Origin of the sequence: Flavobacterium sp. BFFFF1 (assembly GCF_002256285.1) — a bacterium.
Lineage (GTDB): Bacteria > Bacteroidota > Bacteroidia > Flavobacteriales > Flavobacteriaceae > Flavobacterium.
The window spans coordinates 1-16,742 of the sequence record NZ_NKJE01000014.1; the positions used below are offsets into that span (position 1 = coordinate 1).

General features: G+C 41.7%; 16 protein-coding genes. 10 read left to right on the forward strand and 6 right to left on the reverse strand.

Annotated features, from left to right (window positions below):
- A partial coding sequence (locus CFE23_RS09930; protein ID WP_291087294.1) for a T9SS type A sorting domain-containing protein occupies positions 1–438 on the forward strand: 438 nt, incomplete at its 5' end.
- A gap of 472 nt (positions 439–910) precedes the next feature.
- On the opposite strand, the gene CFE23_RS09935 is transcribed toward CFE23_RS09930, so the two are convergent.
- Together CFE23_RS09935 and CFE23_RS09940 are read right to left on the reverse strand one after the other, a co-directional pair.
- Positions 911–2,452 (reverse strand): ribonuclease E/G, encoded by a 1,542-nt coding sequence (locus CFE23_RS09935; protein ID WP_291087296.1) that lies wholly within the window; start codon positions 2,450–2,452, stop codon positions 911–913.
- 326 nt (positions 2,453–2,778) lie between these two features.
- The gene (locus CFE23_RS09940; protein WP_108369649.1) at positions 2,779–3,069 is read right to left on the reverse strand and encodes an HU family DNA-binding protein; all 291 of its coding nucleotides are present in this window, start codon (positions 3,067–3,069) and stop codon (positions 2,779–2,781) included.
- Positions 3,070–3,199: 130 nt separating this feature from the next.
- Here CFE23_RS09940 and mutY point away from each other — a divergent pair, with 130 nt between their 5' ends.
- The 4 genes from mutY (at position 3,200) to gldD (ending at position 6,702) form a co-directional block, all read left to right on the forward strand.
- Positions 3,200–4,243 (forward strand): A/G-specific adenine glycosylase, encoded by a 1,044-nt coding sequence (mutY, locus tag CFE23_RS09945; RefSeq protein WP_291087298.1) that lies wholly within the window; start codon positions 3,200–3,202, stop codon positions 4,241–4,243.
- Between the two features lie 39 nt (positions 4,244–4,282).
- Positions 4,283–4,708 carry a single-stranded DNA-binding protein gene (ssb, locus tag CFE23_RS09950; RefSeq protein WP_291087300.1) on the forward strand — a complete coding sequence of 142 codons (426 nt, stop codon included), beginning with the start codon at positions 4,283–4,285 and terminating at the stop codon, positions 4,706–4,708.
- Between the two features lie 23 nt (positions 4,709–4,731).
- On the forward strand, positions 4,732–6,018 hold the full coding sequence (locus CFE23_RS09955) for a gliding motility-associated protein GldE (protein WP_291087302.1): 1,287 nt from the start codon (positions 4,732–4,734) through the stop codon (positions 6,016–6,018).
- 117 nt (positions 6,019–6,135) lie between these two features.
- Positions 6,136–6,702 (forward strand): gliding motility lipoprotein GldD, encoded by a 567-nt coding sequence (gene gldD, locus CFE23_RS09960; RefSeq protein ID WP_291087304.1) that lies wholly within the window; start codon positions 6,136–6,138, stop codon positions 6,700–6,702.
- Between the two features lie 94 nt (positions 6,703–6,796).
- On the opposite strand, the gene CFE23_RS09965 is transcribed toward gldD, so the two are convergent.
- Positions 6,797–7,342, reverse strand: a complete 546-nt coding sequence (locus CFE23_RS09965; protein WP_291087306.1) for a heavy metal-associated domain-containing protein — start codon at positions 7,340–7,342, stop codon at positions 6,797–6,799.
- Positions 7,343–7,448: 106 nt separating this feature from the next.
- Between CFE23_RS09965 and CFE23_RS09970 the strand changes: the two genes are divergently transcribed.
- Positions 7,449–8,321: a DMT family transporter gene (locus tag CFE23_RS09970; RefSeq protein ID WP_291087308.1), complete on the forward strand. Its 873-nt coding sequence runs from the start codon at positions 7,449–7,451 to the stop codon at positions 8,319–8,321.
- 47 nt (positions 8,322–8,368) lie between these two features.
- On the opposite strand, the gene CFE23_RS09975 is transcribed toward CFE23_RS09970, so the two are convergent.
- Positions 8,369–10,417 carry a pitrilysin family protein gene (locus tag CFE23_RS09975; protein ID WP_291087310.1) on the reverse strand — a complete coding sequence of 683 codons (2,049 nt, stop codon included), beginning with the start codon at positions 10,415–10,417 and terminating at the stop codon, positions 8,369–8,371.
- A 7-nt stretch (positions 10,418–10,424) separates the two neighbouring features.
- Positions 10,425–11,753 (reverse strand): pitrilysin family protein, encoded by a 1,329-nt coding sequence (locus CFE23_RS09980; protein ID WP_291087312.1) that lies wholly within the window; start codon positions 11,751–11,753, stop codon positions 10,425–10,427.
- A gap of 451 nt (positions 11,754–12,204) precedes the next feature.
- Here CFE23_RS09980 and rplU point away from each other — a divergent pair, with 451 nt between their 5' ends.
- The 3 genes from rplU (at position 12,205) to CFE23_RS09995 (ending at position 14,261) form a co-directional block, all read left to right on the forward strand.
- Positions 12,205–12,621, forward strand: coding sequence for a 50S ribosomal protein L21 (rplU, locus tag CFE23_RS09985; RefSeq protein WP_291087314.1), 417 nt, complete (start codon positions 12,205–12,207; stop codon positions 12,619–12,621).
- Between the two features lie 23 nt (positions 12,622–12,644).
- Positions 12,645–12,905 (forward strand): 50S ribosomal protein L27, encoded by a 261-nt coding sequence (gene rpmA, locus CFE23_RS09990; RefSeq protein ID WP_071636208.1) that lies wholly within the window; start codon positions 12,645–12,647, stop codon positions 12,903–12,905.
- Positions 12,906–13,061: 156 nt separating this feature from the next.
- Positions 13,062–14,261 (forward strand): T9SS type A sorting domain-containing protein, encoded by a 1,200-nt coding sequence (locus CFE23_RS09995; protein ID WP_291087316.1) that lies wholly within the window; start codon positions 13,062–13,064, stop codon positions 14,259–14,261.
- Between the two features lie 160 nt (positions 14,262–14,421).
- Here CFE23_RS09995 and CFE23_RS10000 read toward each other — a convergent pair whose 3' ends face one another.
- Entirely contained in the window at positions 14,422–15,117 is a 696-nt protein-coding gene (locus CFE23_RS10000; RefSeq protein ID WP_291087318.1) for a DUF3575 domain-containing protein, read from the reverse strand.
- An 86-nt stretch (positions 15,118–15,203) separates the two neighbouring features.
- Between CFE23_RS10000 and CFE23_RS10005 the strand changes: the two genes are divergently transcribed.
- Complete coding sequence (locus CFE23_RS10005) at positions 15,204–16,697, forward strand: hypothetical protein (RefSeq protein WP_291087320.1); 1,494 nt, start codon at positions 15,204–15,206, stop codon at positions 16,695–16,697.
- Positions 16,698–16,742: the final 45 nt, after the last annotated feature.

Sequence of the window (16,742 nt, forward strand, 5' to 3'; positions counted from 1 at the left end):
ATCAATCTTCCGGCCAGCTCGGTGGATGAAGCGGGAAGCAATGGGTATGTAACTTTTAAAATTAAGCCACAATCAACTATGGCCATTGGAGACATCATCGAGGCAGATGCCAATATCTTCTTTGATTTCAATGCGCCGATTGCGACCAATATGGTGACGACCGAGCTCGTTACTTTATTAAACACAAACACCAACGATTTTGTCAATCTGGAATTGTATCCCAATCCCGCAAACGCCAATGTGACCGTTCGCTTCAATGAAAGTGTAGCGGGTGATGGTACTATAACCGTGTTTGATTTACAAGGAAAATCGGTCCTGTCAATGCCGGTTCAGGGCAATGAAAACAGCCTTGATATTTCGAAACTGCAATCCGGAATGTATTTTGTAAAAATTGCTTCAGGCAACAAATCCACCGTGAGGAAGCTGATGGTGAAATAATAATTTTGCAGCGGGGTGGCAGGACGGAACTCCGTAATTTAGCCTGCCGCCTTAATGCATTGTATTTTAAACTTTTGATTTGGAAACCGCCTTTGTATGGGCGGTTTTTTTTTGCCCGTGTTTGCCCTACTTTCGCCTATCTTTTAATAAAATTATTCAAAAAGTTGACCCTTCAACTCAAAATATTAATCATGTTAATCAAACAATTGACGCTAAATAATAAAAAATATGCCATTCGTTTCTATTAATTTGGCATTTTGATTTAAACATTAATAAAGCTGCCCAAAAAATAGACAAATTTTGTCAATTTACCCCGTTCCCTAACGTGGTCAATGACGTTCCGGAAAGCGAGCCACCGCAAATGCTAACTAGCGTATATGCCGTCGGCTTTACGGGCGTTGCGCGAAGGTCCATGTTCAAAAAAAAGCATAAAAAAACCGCCCAACTTGCGAAGGGCGGCTTTCTTTCTATTCTATTCTTTAATCTCTTTTCCGTTGCTGTCAAAGAAACGGTACTCGAGATACGTATAAGCATCACGTGGGATGATCCTAATCCATTTTTTGTGCTCAAAAAACCATCTTGATCTCAATGATGGAAATCCCTTCGACAGGTATGCCGCTACAAATGGATGTACATTAAGCACCACTTTTTTATGGTTCTTGAGCACTCTTTCCAGGTCCAGCGCGATTCTGTCGAGAATCAGGATAGGGGCCTCAACCTGCCCGTCGGCATTGGGGTCTTCTTCCCTTGTCTTGATGTTGACTTCGGGACGCACCCGTTGTCTTGTAATCTGCACCAGGCCGAATTTGCTTGGTGGTAATATTTTGTGTTTGGCTTTATCATCGCTCATTTCTTCCCGTAGGAAGTCGAAAAGAACTTTGCGATTATCGGGATTTGACATGTCGATAAAATCGATGACGATGATACCGCCCATATCACGAAGGCGCAATTGCCTTGCGATTTCTGCAGCAGCGATCATATTGACCTCCATGGCAGTGTCTTCCTGATTGGAAGCTTTGTTGGAACGGTTTCCACTGTTTACGTCGATGACATGGAGCGCTTCAGTATGCTCAATAATGAGATAAGCACCTTTGGCCATGGACACTGTCTTTCCGAATGAAGTCTTGATTTGTCGCTCTATGTTGTATTTTTCAAAGATAGGCGTATCACGAGACTGATAATGCTTTACTATTGCTTGTTTTGAAGGGGCAATTTCCTGCACATAATCCTTCGTTTGGTAAAACAACTCTTCATCATCGATATGGATGCCACTAAAGGTATCGTTAAAAACGTCCCTTAGGATCGAAGAAGCCTTGTTAAGCTCTCCGAGTACCTTGGACGGATGATGAGCAGTTGGTAATTTTTTACACATTCCCGACCATCTGTCGAGTAATGTTTGTAGGTCTTTTTCTAATTCCGCGACCTTTTGGCCTTCAGCAACGGTACGTACGATGATACCGAAACCTTTTGGTCTAATGGATTGTACGAGTCGTTTAAGACGATCTTTCTCTTCTTTGGATTCGATTTTTTGTGATATCGAAACTCTGTCAGAGAAAGGAACGAGAACAATAAACCGACCGGCAAGGGAAAGCTCGGAGCTTATCCTTGGCCCTTTGGTAGAGATAGGTTCTTTGACGACCTGCACGAGGATGGATTGGTTGGCGGTTAGTACTTCCGTAATGACGCCATCTTTATTAATCTCTTTCTCAAACTGAAACGTTTTAAGAGCGAAATCTTTTATCTTACCTGTGCTGACAAGTTTAATGAATTTCAACTGTGAGGCGAGGTTTGGACCTAAATCGTGATAATGTAAAAAGGCATCTTTCTCGAAGCCGACATTTACAAAAGCAGCGTTTAATCCGGCAACCGGTTTGCGTATCTTCGCAAGGAAGATATCACCCACCTGGAAGTTGCTTTTTTCCTCCTCTTTGTGTAATTCAATTAATTTTCCATCTTTCAATAAGGCAAAATCCACGGCGTCAGAACTGGACCTGATGATCAATTCTTTATTCACCTTGTGTATTTTAATTTTTTGAGATCACAGCATCAAGCGTCACGATAATGACAATTGAAACCGATAAAATATCTCAAAATGATTGAACAAATGTTTCTTTAAGGCTGAAAGACACAAGCTAAGGAGTCTTGACTCCTGGTTCTTGCTTCTATGATCTTCCCTCCTTGATTTCAATGAACGTTTAAAAAGAAAAAAGTAGTTTAAAACTACTTTTTCTTTTTGTGGCGGTTAGCTCTCGCTCTTTTCTTTCTTTTGTGCGTAGCTACCTTATGTCTTTTTCTCTTTTTACCACTTGGCATAGTCTGACTTTTTGGTGATTAATAAAATTATTTTGCTTCGTTGTTTGTTTTTACTCCTTCTACAAACACTTTAGCTGGTTTGAATGCCGGAATATTGTGTGCAGGGATTTTAATTGTAGTGTTTTTGGAAATGTTCCTTCCGGTTTTCTCAGCCCTAGTTTTGATGATAAAACTTCCGAAACCTCTCAGGTAAACGTTATCTCCTGTCTCAAGAGAATTCTTTACTTCTTCCATGAATGTTTCAACAGTAGCCTGAACGTCTCCTTTTTCAAGCCCTAGTTTTTCTGAAATCTTCGCTACGATATCTGCTTTCGTCATTTTCTTTCTAATTTAGAATGTGTAATATTTTTTGAGGTTGCAAATATACGAATTTAAAAAACAATTAATCAACGATAAAAGATTAAAATTTAATTACATAAACTTTATTTTTGCACACCAATTCTTATTTATGCTTTTTTCTAAGTTATTAATCCAATGGTATTTACAGCACAAACGCGATTTGCCTTGGAGAAATACGCAAAATCCTTACCACATTTGGCTCTCTGAAATCATGCTGCAACAAACTCGGGTAGCCCAGGGAATGCCCTATTTTTATGCTTTTACGGAAGCTTTTCCAACCGTTTTTGACCTCGCAAATGCGTCTGAAGAGCAGGTTTTGAAACTTTGGCAGGGACTTGGCTACTATTCTCGCGCCAGGAATTTACATAAAACCGCACAAACCATCGCCAATGACCTGAACGGAATTTTCCCTGAAAACTACACCGATTTACTAAAACTGAAAGGCGTCGGGGAGTATACCGCGGCAGCAATCGCCTCCTTTTCATTCAATGAAGCCGTCCCGGTAGTAGACGGAAATGTATTCCGGGTGCTGGCGCGTTACCTCAATATCGATACCGATATCGCTTCCGCAGAAGCGAAAAAGGAATTCCGCAAACTCGCCCTGGAATTGATGCCAAAAGACAATCCGGCAATTTTCAACCAGGCAATCATGGAGTTTGGCGCGCTGCAATGTGTTCCTAAGAATCCGGATTGCGGAAGCTGCATAATGAACCAAAGCTGCGCCGCGCTACAGTATGGGAAAGTGCAGGTGCTGCCCGTAAAAGCCAAAAAAGCCAAAGCGCGCGACCGTTACTTTAATTATATGGTCGCTGAAGACGCCAATGCCAATACAGTCATTCAAAAACGGGATGGAAAAGGAATCTGGCAAAACCTTTATGAATTCCCTTTAATTGAGACGGACAATCAGGCTTCTATTGAAGAAATCATAACGCTTGTGCGTGACCGCCACATTTTTGAAAAGAATATTGTCTCAGTATCCGAAATGCATGCAAAAACCATTACTCATAAACTGACACACCAGACGCTGCACATTACCTTCAGAAAAGTCACCGTTGATGGCATATTAAACAATGGTATTGATTACCAAACACTGAAAACATTCCCCTTCCCGATTGTGATTTATAATTTTATAGAACACGATTTTTTTGAGTAAGCCAAAAATGATTATATTTGATTGTAAAAGATACCTAAAATGAACTCGACCTTAAATAAAGTAATGCTGATCGGCCACCTGGGCGACGAAGTGAAAATGCACTACTTCAAGGCCGATTCCTGCATCGGCAGGTTTCCGCTGGCCACCAATGAAACCTATATCAACAAAGAAACCGGCGAAAAAGTTACGTCTACAGAGTGGCACAATATTGTGGTTCGAAACAAAGCCGCAGAATTGTGCGAAAAATACCTTTCAAAAGGCGATAAAATTTATATTGAAGGCAGGATCAAATCACGTCAATGGCAGGCTGAGGATGGATCCACAAAATACACAACTGAAATTCAGGCGGTTGATTTTACCTTCCTGAGCACTAAAAAAGAATCTGAAGGAAACAGGCATAACGGCGATTCCAGGACCAATGGCTATGATCAACAGCCGGCGCCCGAGAACGACCTGCCGTTCTGATTGTATAACTAACGTACCATAATTTGGACCCCGAGCCCTCGCGTTTTGTAATTGACACCAATCTTTTATTGGGTTTTGCAGGAATCTTTATCCTGCTATTCTGTACCGCAATAGTTTCCGGTGCTGAAGTGGCATTTTTTTCGTTGTCACAGAATGACCTTGACAATGCTGCTGGCAAGCATCCGGAGAAGGCACGACTTATATCACGCTTGTTGGAGCGGCCAAAAAAACTGCTCGCCACATTGGTCGTTGCGAATAATTTTATCAATATCGGTGTGGTAATTCTCTTTTCCTATATTGGCCAAAGCCTTTTTGAGGCAATTGCTTCAAAGGCGCTGAAGTTTGCACTGGATGTGGTTTTTGTGACATTCCTGATCCTGCTGTTCGGAGAAGTGCTTCCCAAAGTATATGCCAACCGAAACAACATTAAGTTTGCGATATGGATTGCACGCCCTATTTTTGTGCTCGACAAACTGCTTACCCCAATTAGCATGCCGATGCGTTCGGTGACGCTTTGGATGCAGGAAAAACTGGGCAAACAAAAATCAAATTTTTCGGTGGACCAATTGTCGCAGGCCTTGGAACTGACTTCCTCTGAAGAGACATCAACCGAGGAACAAAAGATCCTGGAAGGCATCGTTTCGTTCGGAAATACCGATACGAAACAGGTGATGAGTCCCAGAATCGATATTTTTGCACTTGAAATCGAGGAGTCTTTTGAAGACGTCCTTCAGAAAGTAAAGGAAAAGGGATTTTCGAGGATTCCGGTGTACCGCGACAATATTGACCAGATAGAAGGCGTTTTGTTCGTGAAGGATATCATCCCCTACATTGATGAAAGGGATTTCGACTGGACGACGCTGTTGCGAAAGCCATTCTTTGTCCCGGAAAACAAGAAGCTCGATAACCTGCTAAAAGATTTTCAAAGCATGAAAAGCCATCTTGCCATTGTTGTGGATGAATATGGCGGGACGTCGGGATTGGTTTCCCTTGAAGATATTATCGAAGAAATCGTGGGCGATATCAGTGATGAATTTGACGACGAAAACATCAACTTTTCCCAGATTGACGATAAAAACTTCCTGTTTGAAGGCAAGATTTACCTGAAGGATTTTTACCGGTTGGTCGATGTGGATGAAGCAATTTTTGAAGACCGAAAGGGTGAAGCAGAAACCCTGGCGGGATTGATTCTGGAAATACTCGGGAATTTTCCGAAAAAGGGGCAGAAAATTCACTTTGGCGCGTACGTGTTCACGATTGAATCTGTGGACAAAAAGCGGATCAGGCAGGTTAAAGTGACATTGGATTAACAATTTGAAGGCAGACTAGCCCCGTCCCGAAGCTTCGGGAGCAGCGGCATCCTTTTTATTCGTTTTTTCAACGAATAAAAAGATACAGCGGAAAGCGGGAACAGCTCCAAAAAAAATATGATTTTGAAAAATAAGTTTTTGTATTTGTATGCAGGATTGTTGTTTGCTGCGGCAGGCTGTAAAAAAGAAGTGCTTCCAAAACCGGCCGCGCAGTTGCGATTGGACTATCCGGTGGCTGAATATGCCCATTTTGAAAACGACTGCCCCTTTACGTTTGACATGAACGCAGAGGCTGTCATTAAGGGCAAGCCGGGGTGTAATTTTGAAATCAGCTACCCGAGGATGAAAGCAACGATTTACGTGAGCTACAAGCCTGTGCAGGGCAATATCAATGCGTTGCTGAAAGATGCGCAGGAGCTGACGTATAAGCACGTAATCAAGGCGGATGACATCATGGAGCAACCGTTTTTGAACAGGGAAGGCAAGGTTTTCGGAATGTTCTATAACATCGACGGGAACGCGGCCACGAATGGGCAATTTTATGTCACGGACAGCACGCGGCACTTTATTGACTGCTCCGTCTATTTTTATGCAAAGCCCAATTTTGACTCGGTGATGCCTGCGGCCAGTTATGTGAAAAATGACATGCGCCGGCTTATGGAAAGTTTAAAGTGGAAAAAATAGTTGCATCATTTGGACAGGTATGCACAAATTTTTACTGAAAATAAAAAAAAAGGAACCCAAACAGGTTCCTTTCTTTTTCAAAATTTTGGATCGATTACATTTTTCCGCCTTCAGAGCAGTGTTTTTTTCCTGCGCAACATCCCGGCTTTCCTTCTTTGGATTCAGACTTAGCTTCTTTCTCTTCTTTTTTAGCTTTCTTTGCCGCTTTTTTCTTTGGTTGTTTTTCCTGCTGCCCATAAAGCATGGCGTGATCTGCGGAAGATTTAATATCGGACACCTTGTATGTTTTTCCGTCTGCTACAGATTCTACTTTTGCAGCCAGTTTTTGCGGGGTCTGTACAGCGTTGTCATACTCCACGGTAGCTGTTTTCTTTTCAAAGTCAACTTTTGCTTTTTTCACACCTTCCATTGCTGAAAGTTCTTTTTCAATTTTGGACGCGCACATTACAGCACAGCTCATGCCTTCAATATGAAAGCTGGCCGTTTCAGCTTTCCCGATCAGCGGTGCATCAGCTGCTTTTGCGGTGGCGGTTGTGTTAGCTGCAGGCGCTTCAGCTGCCGGTGCTGACGCATTTTGTTTACAAGCGCCGAAAAGCATCCCTACCAAAGCCAGCGCTAAAATGGATTTTTTAAAATTCATGTTTTTATTTTTTAATTAAATGATTGAACAATTGTGGATGACAAAATTAATAAAAAAGCATGGGAATTCATTTAAAAGTCAGAATTTTAACCGCTAAATTCATCCAATGAAACCATCAAACACCAAATGGATTTTCCTGATTGCGCTTTCCCTGATTTGGGGAAGTTCGTTTATATTGATCCTTAAAGGCTTGAAAGGACTCACACCCATACAATTGGGCGCCCTTAGGCTGGTATTTGCTGGCTGTTTCATCCTGATGATTGGATTCAGGCGATTGCCCGAAATTCCGCGCAGCCAATGGAAACTGATTGCGTTAACGGGCTTGTTGGGGAACTTTTTTCCGGCTTTCCTTTTCGCCATCGCTGAAACGCGGATCAGCAGTACCATTGGCGCGGTATTGAACTCCCTAACACCTTTAAATTCGTTGCTGTTTGGACTGCTTGTTTTTGGACTGACATATAAACGCAGGCAGATCATCGGTGTATTTGTTGGGCTATCGGGAAGCTGCCTATTGATCTTCGGCGGCGCACAGGGCATAGGCGGTGGCGGTGGTTTCTTTTATGCTTCTTTGGCTGTAATTGCCACGATGTGTTATGCCACGAATGTCAATCTTATCAAAAAACACCTTTCCAACTTAAGTCCCTTGACGATTACAACGGGTAATTTTGCCGTGATGATTGTCCCTGCGATTGCCATATTGGGATTCTCAGGTTTTTTTGGGGTATGGCAGCAGCCGGAAGTCACCCATTCCATATTGTTTATTTTAATACTTGGTGTAATGGGAACAGGCGTTGCGAACCTGCTTTTTTACAGGCTGATACAAATTTCTTCGCCGGTATTTGCAACATCTGTAACCTATCTGATTCCGATTGTCGCATTTTTCTGGGGACTGCTCAATGACGAAAGGCTTACGATTTTGCAGGGTTTTGGCGCATTGGTGATTCTGATCGGGGTTTATCTATCCGCTTCCCGTAAATAAAAAAGGCTGCCAATTACGGCAGCCTTCTTCAAAATATCTATTCCGGATTATTGAAAATCCGCATCGGTAACACCTTCATTAATTTTGATATCTGTAAACTTGATATCAAGTTCAATTCCGACATTTTTCACAATGTTGAAAGGAAATTTAAGGCCTTTAACATCTTTGTAGTCGTTGTAGTACGTCATCAAAGTCATTTTTTGCCCTTCGTTATCCTGTGTTTTGGCTTCAGCTGTTTTCAATCCTGATTTTACATCATAATAGTAAACTGTATCTGCGTTAACCTGTACAGCGTAAGCATCGTTACCATTGATTGGTTCGATACCGGTAAGCGTTGGAACGGTACTTGCGAGCAATGTCAATTCCTCAAAAGGAACTGCGCTGGCTTTAGCGTCTTTGAATTCATCCGCTTCCATCGCCATTTTCTGGCCTTGCTGAATTTGATAACCCTCTTTTTCACCAACAACCTGTTTCATGATGGTCATGGCGCCCATCGCCATTTCCACATTAGATTTTCCTTTCACATCTACCTTCAATTTAAATGAAATCGGGGATGGTGCTCCAGGAAGTTCTGTGCCTCCAGTCATCACAACTGTTTTAACGCCTTTCGCCGCTTTCTCACCACCGATTGCTTTAATGTAGTTGTCAAGAACCGCTTTTGCAGTTACTCCGGCTGGCACTGGTTTTTTAGTTGCAGGTTTTTCTGTTTTATTACCATATTTGTCGAAATACATGATTGGCATCTGAAGCTTTTCGAGCCCAGGCAACACGTCAGATCCTTTTCCAACGATGATGACCCTCATATTGTCGGCAAGGAAGTATTTGTTGGCTACCCTTTGCACGTCTTCAGCAGTTACTGCACTGATGTTTTTGATGTAGTTTTCGTAAAAATCAGCAGGCAATCCCTGAGTTTCTGTTCTCAACGCATAACTAGCGATGGTTTGAGGTTTTTCTACCTGCATTACAAAACGCCCTACGTACCCGGCTTTTACATTGGCCAGCATTTCGTCAGAAACTTTTTCAGTTCTGATTCTTTTGATTTCTTTGAAGATTTCAACAACTGTACTGTCGGTAACTGCATTTCTTACCTGCGTTGAAGCTTCGAAGTTACCCACATATTTGTCTCCACCGATACTTGATCTTGCACCATAAGTCCATCCATGTGCCTCACGAAGGTTCATGTTGATGTAGCTGTTGAAGTCACCACCAAGGATTTGATTTGCCACGATAACAGCGAAGTAATCAGGATCCGTCATCTTCAGATTTGAAACGTTAACCGCCGCAACCTCTGATTGTACGGCATTTGGCATGTCTACAAAGTTAATTTGAGAGTACTGCACATCTTTAGGGTCGTTATAGCTCACAGCAGGCGCTATCGCCGGTTTCCAGGAACCGAAAAGTTTTTCAACGGTTTTCTTCACTTCCTTCAATTTCACATCCCCAACGATTACCAGGTAAGCATTACCAGGAACGAAATAGGTATTGTAATTTGCCTTAACGTCCGCAAGTGTAACATTGTTTAGGGTCTCTTCGCTCAGGTATTCTCCTGCAGGGTGGTCTTTGCCGTAAGTCAGGACGCCTTTCACGCGTTCTGCCACAGCAGGTACGCTTTTTTCATCTGACTTCAGGCCTTCGATGATTTTGGCTTTTTGTTTGTCAAATTCTTCCTGTGTGAAGTTTGGATTCAAAGCACCGTCTGCCATCAATTCCATTACGCGTCCTGCGTATTTTGACAACGAACTTGCGAAAGCACCGCTTGCGCCGAAACTGATGTCGGCACCAAGGAAATCGATTTCTTCGTTGAACGCGTCTTTTGAGATTTTGGTAGTCCCTTCACCGATCAGTGCACTGGCCATATCGGCAACTCCTTTTTTATTGCCTTCTGCGTAAGGAGCATTGTCGATGCTAAGGCTGAATGACACCCTTGGCAGTTTATGGTTTTCAACAACCAATACCTTAAGACCATTTTTCAGTTCAAAAGTCTGAGGCTTATTCACCTTAATACTAGGTGATGGGCCTGGTTTTGGCTGTGGAATAATTTGTCCTTGCATAATAAAAGTTAAGAGCAAGCTTGATAATATAAATACTTTTTTCATAATAGTCTTAATTTTGCGCTTTGTCTTTAGATGGAACGTAATTCAAAACCAGCCTTTGGTTAGGATTCAGGTATTTTTTAGCCACTTCCCTGATTTCTTCACGGGTAATGGTTTTGTAGATATCCTTTTCAGTGTTGATCAGGTTTACATCACCATATAATAGGTAAAAGCTCGCCAGATTTTCTGCAATTCCTTCTACGCTGGAGTTGCCGTTGATGTATTGGTTGTCGTATTTGTTTTGCAATTTCTGCAATTCTTTTTCAGAGATAAGTTCTGTCTGAAGCTTTACAATCTCTTCATCCATCTCTTTAAGGATATCCTCAGAAGTGTGTGGTGCCTGTGGCAGCCCGTAAAGGATATATGTTCCGTAATCTTCCTGGCTGTAGCTGAAAGCACCTACCTGAAGTGCGGTTTTGTTATTGTCAACAATTTTCTTGTACAATCTTGAGCTTTTACCGTCACTAAGAATCCCGGAAATGAAATCCAAAACGCGCGCGTCACGTGTTTTCATTGATGGCGTCCTGTAGGCGGTTACAATCATTGGGATCTGGATATTCGGATCCTCAAATGTATCGTTGATAGTTTGTGTGATTGGTGCTTCAGGAAACGACTTTCTTTCAATAGCCGGTGCTTTTGGAATGTTTCCGAAATACTGCTGTATCCATTTTTTGGTTTGTTCTTTGTTGCTGATATCACCGGCAACCACCAAAACAGCATTGTTTGGGATATAGAACTTCTTATTGAAAGCCTGGAATTCCTCTAATTTTGCTGCGTCAAGGTGATCCATAGACCCGATGGTTGTCCAACGGTAAGGGTGGTTCTTGAACATGTTTTTCTTGACGACCGGAATCAATTGTCCGTAAGGGCTATTGTCATAACGAAGTCTTTTTTCTTCTTTTACCACCTCGTTTTGAGTGTCTACCCCAATTTGGTTAATCACCGGGTGAAGCATCCTTTCAGATTCCATCCACAATCCCAGTTCGATGTTATTAGAAGGGAAAACTTCAAAATAATACGTCCGGTCCTCTGTAGTGTTGGCATTATTCACACCACCGTTTGACGTGACGATTTTAAACCATTCTCCACGTTTGATGTTTTCAGTGCCTTCAAATAACAGGTGTTCAAAAAAGTGAGCGAAACCGGTTCTTTCCGGATTTTCGTCTTTAGCACCCACGTGGTACATTACTGACGTAATGATTACGGGAGCCGACGGGTCGTTGTGCAGGATAACATGCAGGCCATTGTCTAAATTGTATTCTTCAAAAGCTACGTTCTGAGCTGAAGCAACACCTCCAAGCATAAGTGCAGCACTTAAAGCCATCAATGAGTTTTTCATAAAGTTAATAATTTGTTGTTGATTTTGCTATTGGTATGAGAACCGGTTTAATTGTTACGCCAAAAATACTTTTTTTTATGAATTAACACACTATGGTAAGTGATAATGGACAATTAACAATCAGGAATAGTATTTAAAGGAAGGACAAAGCCCTGGCCCATCCCGAAACTTCGGGAGAAGCGGCATCCCTTTTTGCTTTCAGTATACGTGATTCGTAGTTTTTTGTGGCAAAAGTAAAAAAGATGCAGCGGACAGCCGGACCCGAGCTCCAAAAAGAGCGAACTGGCGAAGCAAAAGCGATTGAAACAATGGGATAATTAATAATTTTGGAACGAGAACCGCCTAATCCATTCATAATTCATAATTTATAATTCAAAATATTCGCTCAGGGGTTGCACGGATAATTATTAGTTGTATATTTGCAACCTTAAAATTAATAAAACAATTTGTTATGTATGCAATCGTAGAGATAGCAGGGCAACAGTTTAAAGTAAGCAAAGACCTAAAGGTTTTCGTTCACAGGTTGGCTGACAAAGAGGGAGATGCTGTATCATTCGGCAAAGTCCTTTTGTTAGACGACAATGGAACAATCACTTTGGGCGCCCCAGCTATAGAAGGTGCTTCAGTAGAAGCCAAAGTGTTATCACACTTAAAAGGAGACAAAGTAATCGTTTTCAAAAAGAAAAGAAGAAAAGGTTACAAAAAGAAAAATGGTCACCGTCAGTCATTGACCCAAATCCAGATTTCAGGAATCGTTTTGGGTGCTAAAAAAGCGGCTCCTAAGAAAGAAGCAGCTCCTGTAGATGCAGAAGTGGAAGCTCCAAAGAAAAAAGCGCCGAAAGCGACAACAGAAGATACTCAGGAATAATAACAATATAAAACTAATACGTCATGGCTCATAAGAAAGGTGTCGGTAGTTCCAAGAATGGTAGGGAATCAGAATCGAAACGTTTAGGCGTGAAGATTTATGGTGGCCAGGCTGCAATCGCAGGGAACATCATCGTAAGACAAAGAGGTTCTAAACACAATCCAGGCGAGAATGTATACATCAGTAAAGATCATACATTGCACGCGAAAGTGGATGGAGTTGTTAAGTTCCAAAAGAAAAGAGACAACAAGTCCTACGTTTCTATACTTCCGTTCGAAGCATAAGGATTACTCTTATTAAAATTTAAAAACCCTGTTTCCTTGAAGCAGGGTTTTTTGTATTATGGAAATCTCCGCAAGACCAAATAAATTTATTAAATATTTTATAAATCATTATTAATAAAAATTACCTAAATTTATCAAAATCAAATCGTTATAGCTATGAGAATAAAATTATACTATGTGCTGCCGCTATTTGTTTTGCCAGTAATTTCAAGTGCACAGGTGAGACTAATCGGATTTCAAACCCTTCCAGGGCAGTCTACCTCCAACATTATAGAGTGGCAGGCCGACGCTCCGGAAAGCTTATCGACCAGCGCGACTGATGTGAACTCTATCATCATCGCCAATTCTACGTTCAATGCTTCGACAGGTGATTTTATTGCCAAAGTGAACGTCAACGGCGCTAGCGGCATTTTAGAATTTAATACGCTAAACAACAACCTCGAATTCAATGGCGCAACAATTACGACCAATGGTTCCTCAGAGTGCGATATGCAAACTGGTTTTGTCTATTCCTATGACAACAATGCTGTCAATCAAAAAGTCCTGAAGAGGTATGATCCGGCTACCAACAATGATGACATTATAGGAACTTTCAATTTTCCGGAGAATGCGTTGTTTTATCCAGACAGTTCGTGCTTTGATTCCAATCTCGGAATATATTACTTCGTGATGTCTGATTCAGATGGCCTGAAGTTGGTGAGCGTCCCCGTCAACAATGCTGATTTCACTTATTCGCAGGTTTCAATAACGGGATTGCCGATTTTGGGCAACATCGGCTTAGAGTTCAGCAATGATTCGAATACCATCTTCGCTACTTTCGCTACCGATTTCAATAATGGCCAAAACTATGTTTTTAACGTTGGTAAAATCAGTCCCCAGGGCGTTGTAGAATCGCTTATGGCCATGCCTTCAATCACGTCAACCCAATTCTATAACCGGACTTTTGATCAGACTACCAATGCAATGATTTTCGTCGCCAGCGATCAAAGCGACACCATGCTTTTCGTTTACGATACCGACACCAACACTTATGCAACAAAACAATTGCCGGAAGGGAATTTGTACGAAATCGAAAGCAACAACTATACCTATTCTGTCGCAAAATATGGGCAGCTGGGCGTCGATAAAACAGAACCAAGCAGTCAGATCGTCGTAAATCAAAATCTTAAGACCATTTTGTTTCCGGAAACGATGGCTGGTCAACACTTCGATCTGTTCACAATCACGGGCGCAAAAGTCGCCTCGTCCAAAGTTTCTACCGATTTGTCGTTCAACTATTCGCAATTCCAGTCCGGGATTTACATCATCAAAATAGACGGTGCAAAGCAGAAAACCACCAGGAAATTGTCGCTGTAAAGATTTCGAACTTTTTGGAAAACCTGATAAACCCAGTCGGGAAGACAAATCCCAAAAAATCAATTCTGCGCAGGGAACAATTGCCTTATTTTCACATCATCAGATTCCGAAATTCAGTTACCTATAAAAAAACCCGCAGCATTTGCGGGTTTTTTATTGTTTAGTTTCCGAATCCAATCCTGAATCCCAACTGCACGTTAGGTACTGACTTGTCTTCAACGTTTTCAACAATGTCATAAGTTTCCGTATTCGTATTGTATTCTTCAAAATAGCGCGTCCTTTTCGTTTTTGCAAAACCGACTCCGATGAATGACTCAAATGAAATATTCGAATCCTCGAAAATCTGCTTCGAAATAATCAGCGAAACCCCCGTCTTTACTTTTGAATCCTGTTTCCCATCCCAGTCAGGATTCGAGTCGGTACTCGTTTTATATTCCCTGTTTGTGGTTTTGTGAAACAATTGGATTCCAAAAGACCAACCCTCAATCGCATCATAATCTGTAGACGGATAATACTTGATCGTTCCCCTGAAAGCGGTTCCCATAGCCGCCTTAGTATCAAAAATGTCTTCATCATCTTCAGTCAGCGTGAGCGATTCGTTCGGGAAAAAAGCATACGTTACGCCGGCGGAAGCCTCAACGCTGAATTTCGGCGCAATTCGGTATTCTGCAATAACTGGAAACTCACCGACCAAAATACCCAAAAGATCGGTTTTGACCGTCCATTTGTAGGAATTGTCTTTTGAAATCTGCGAAGCCTGCGGCGTAAAGACCTTAATTTTAGTTGGTTGTGTAGTTTGAGCACTTGCAGTCACCAACGAGAGAATGGCAACAGCGGCAAACAAATTGTTTTTCATGGTTGTCTTTTTAAGAAAATTAGTCGCAAAAATATGTTATTAAAATCTTAAATAAATCTATTTTCGCAAAAACATAAACAAGAAATATGAAACATTTAAAACTATTGCTCCTGCTTTTCGCGGCCAGCGGATTTTCACAGGAAGTTGAACTGAAGTGGGCTGAGAAAATCAAGACCAAACACGAGGTGACCATCCTCGGTGGTAAAGATGGCCACTATTACACGCGCCACCGTAACGGCGACAAAGAACTGATCTGCCGGATTTACGACAAGGATTTAAAATTGGTAAATGAAAAACCGTTGCAGATCAATGTCGACGCGAAGAAAAAATTATACAGTGGTGCATACTTCCTGGGCGATAAGATTGTGCATTTTATCACCGAAAACATTCGCAAAGAGGACAAAGATTACCTTTACGGCGCGATTACCGATCTAAACCTAAAAGCAGATCCAAACACTTACGTGCTCGATGAAGCGGACGACAATTCCATTTCTTTCGGCCTTCGCAGCATTTCGCCGGATTCTACCAAAATTTTGGTATTCAATGAGTCGAAAAGCAGAAAAAAAGACCCGAGCCTGCTTAACTTTAAAGTATACAACGCGACTTTGACAGAAGCGATCCTTGACCGATCCGTCAGCCTGCCGATTAAGGCATCAAAATTTTCACGCGAGGCTATCGAAGTCGATAATTTCGGGAATGTATATGTTTTGGCCAAAATCTACAAGGAAAAAGAAGATAAAGCAAAAGGACAGAGTGAGTACTCTTACAAAATATTCGTCTTTTCAAAAAATGACCAAAAGGAATTCGATTTTGACTTCCCAGACCGCGATATCGAGTCTATTGGGATTCTTCCGGGTGAAAATAATACATTGGTATGCACCGGGTTTTTAAAGATCCTGAACAAGGGCTTGTTCGGATCGGGCAAAAAAAGGTTGATTTCAGACGAATTGTTCTCGGCTGTAATTGACTGCAAATCGTTGAGCCTAAAAACTTCCAATAAACTGGAATTGGAAGGGCTTTATCCTGAAAAACCAAGAAAGACTGAGGATTATGTACCGTATAAAGTGAAAGACATTTTTTATGACAAAGACGGTGGTTCGGTAGTGGTGGCAGAGCAATACAAATTGGTGGTAACCACAAGCTATTCGCCAAACGGGGGCACACACACGACCTACACGTATTATTACTGTGATATTGCCTGTATTCACATCAATGCCAAATCAGAAGTGGTCTCTGTATCGAAAATGCCGAAATACCAGCGTAATGCAGGAAATCCGTCGATATTGTCCACCTATTACAAAGGAAATACCTACGTGATTTATGAAGACCTTGAGAAAAATGCCGATGCAGAAACCGACAAGGAAACCAAAAGAAGTTCTAAAGGACTGTTCACGTCGAGCTCAAAAAATGCGTTGTTCCTGCTCACCATTAAGCCGAATGGCGAAATGAAAAAAGACGTGATCTATTCTTATAAAGAAAGCAAAATCAGGCCGCGCGTGCTGACCAGTGTGGTGGCGGCTAAAAATGAAATTATCCTAAACGCAGACGACCAAATCGGGGTGTTGCGTTTTACAAACTAAGAATTGTAGAAATGCTAGTTTCAAATCCGGACGACCAATACCGTC

Coding starts and splice junctions, on each gene's coding strand:
- CFE23_RS09965 (WP_291087306.1), bottom strand. CDS start 7,342: ATGAATTTTAAAAAATCCATTTTAGCGCTGGCTTTGGTAGGGATGCTT.
- CFE23_RS09970 (WP_291087308.1), top strand. CDS start 7,449: ATGAAACCATCAAACACCAAATGGATTTTCCTGATTGCGCTTTCCCTG.
- CFE23_RS09975 (WP_291087310.1), bottom strand. CDS start 10,417: ATGAAAAAAGTATTTATATTATCAAGCTTGCTCTTAACTTTTATTATG.
- CFE23_RS09980 (WP_291087312.1), bottom strand. CDS start 11,753: ATGAAAAACTCATTGATGGCTTTAAGTGCTGCACTTATGCTTGGAGGT.
- gldD (WP_291087304.1), top strand. CDS start 6,136: ATGATTTTGAAAAATAAGTTTTTGTATTTGTATGCAGGATTGTTGTTT.
- rplU (WP_291087314.1), top strand. CDS start 12,205: ATGTATGCAATCGTAGAGATAGCAGGGCAACAGTTTAAAGTAAGCAAA.
- mutY (WP_291087298.1), top strand. CDS start 3,200: ATGCTTTTTTCTAAGTTATTAATCCAATGGTATTTACAGCACAAACGC.
- CFE23_RS09940 (WP_108369649.1), bottom strand. CDS start 3,069: ATGACGAAAGCAGATATCGTAGCGAAGATTTCAGAAAAACTAGGGCTT.
- CFE23_RS09995 (WP_291087316.1), top strand. CDS start 13,062: ATGAGAATAAAATTATACTATGTGCTGCCGCTATTTGTTTTGCCAGTA.
- CFE23_RS10000 (WP_291087318.1), bottom strand. CDS start 15,117: ATGAAAAACAATTTGTTTGCCGCTGTTGCCATTCTCTCGTTGGTGACT.
- CFE23_RS10005 (WP_291087320.1), top strand. CDS start 15,204: ATGAAACATTTAAAACTATTGCTCCTGCTTTTCGCGGCCAGCGGATTT.
- ssb (WP_291087300.1), top strand. CDS start 4,283: ATGAACTCGACCTTAAATAAAGTAATGCTGATCGGCCACCTGGGCGAC.
- rpmA (WP_071636208.1), top strand. CDS start 12,645: ATGGCTCATAAGAAAGGTGTCGGTAGTTCCAAGAATGGTAGGGAATCA.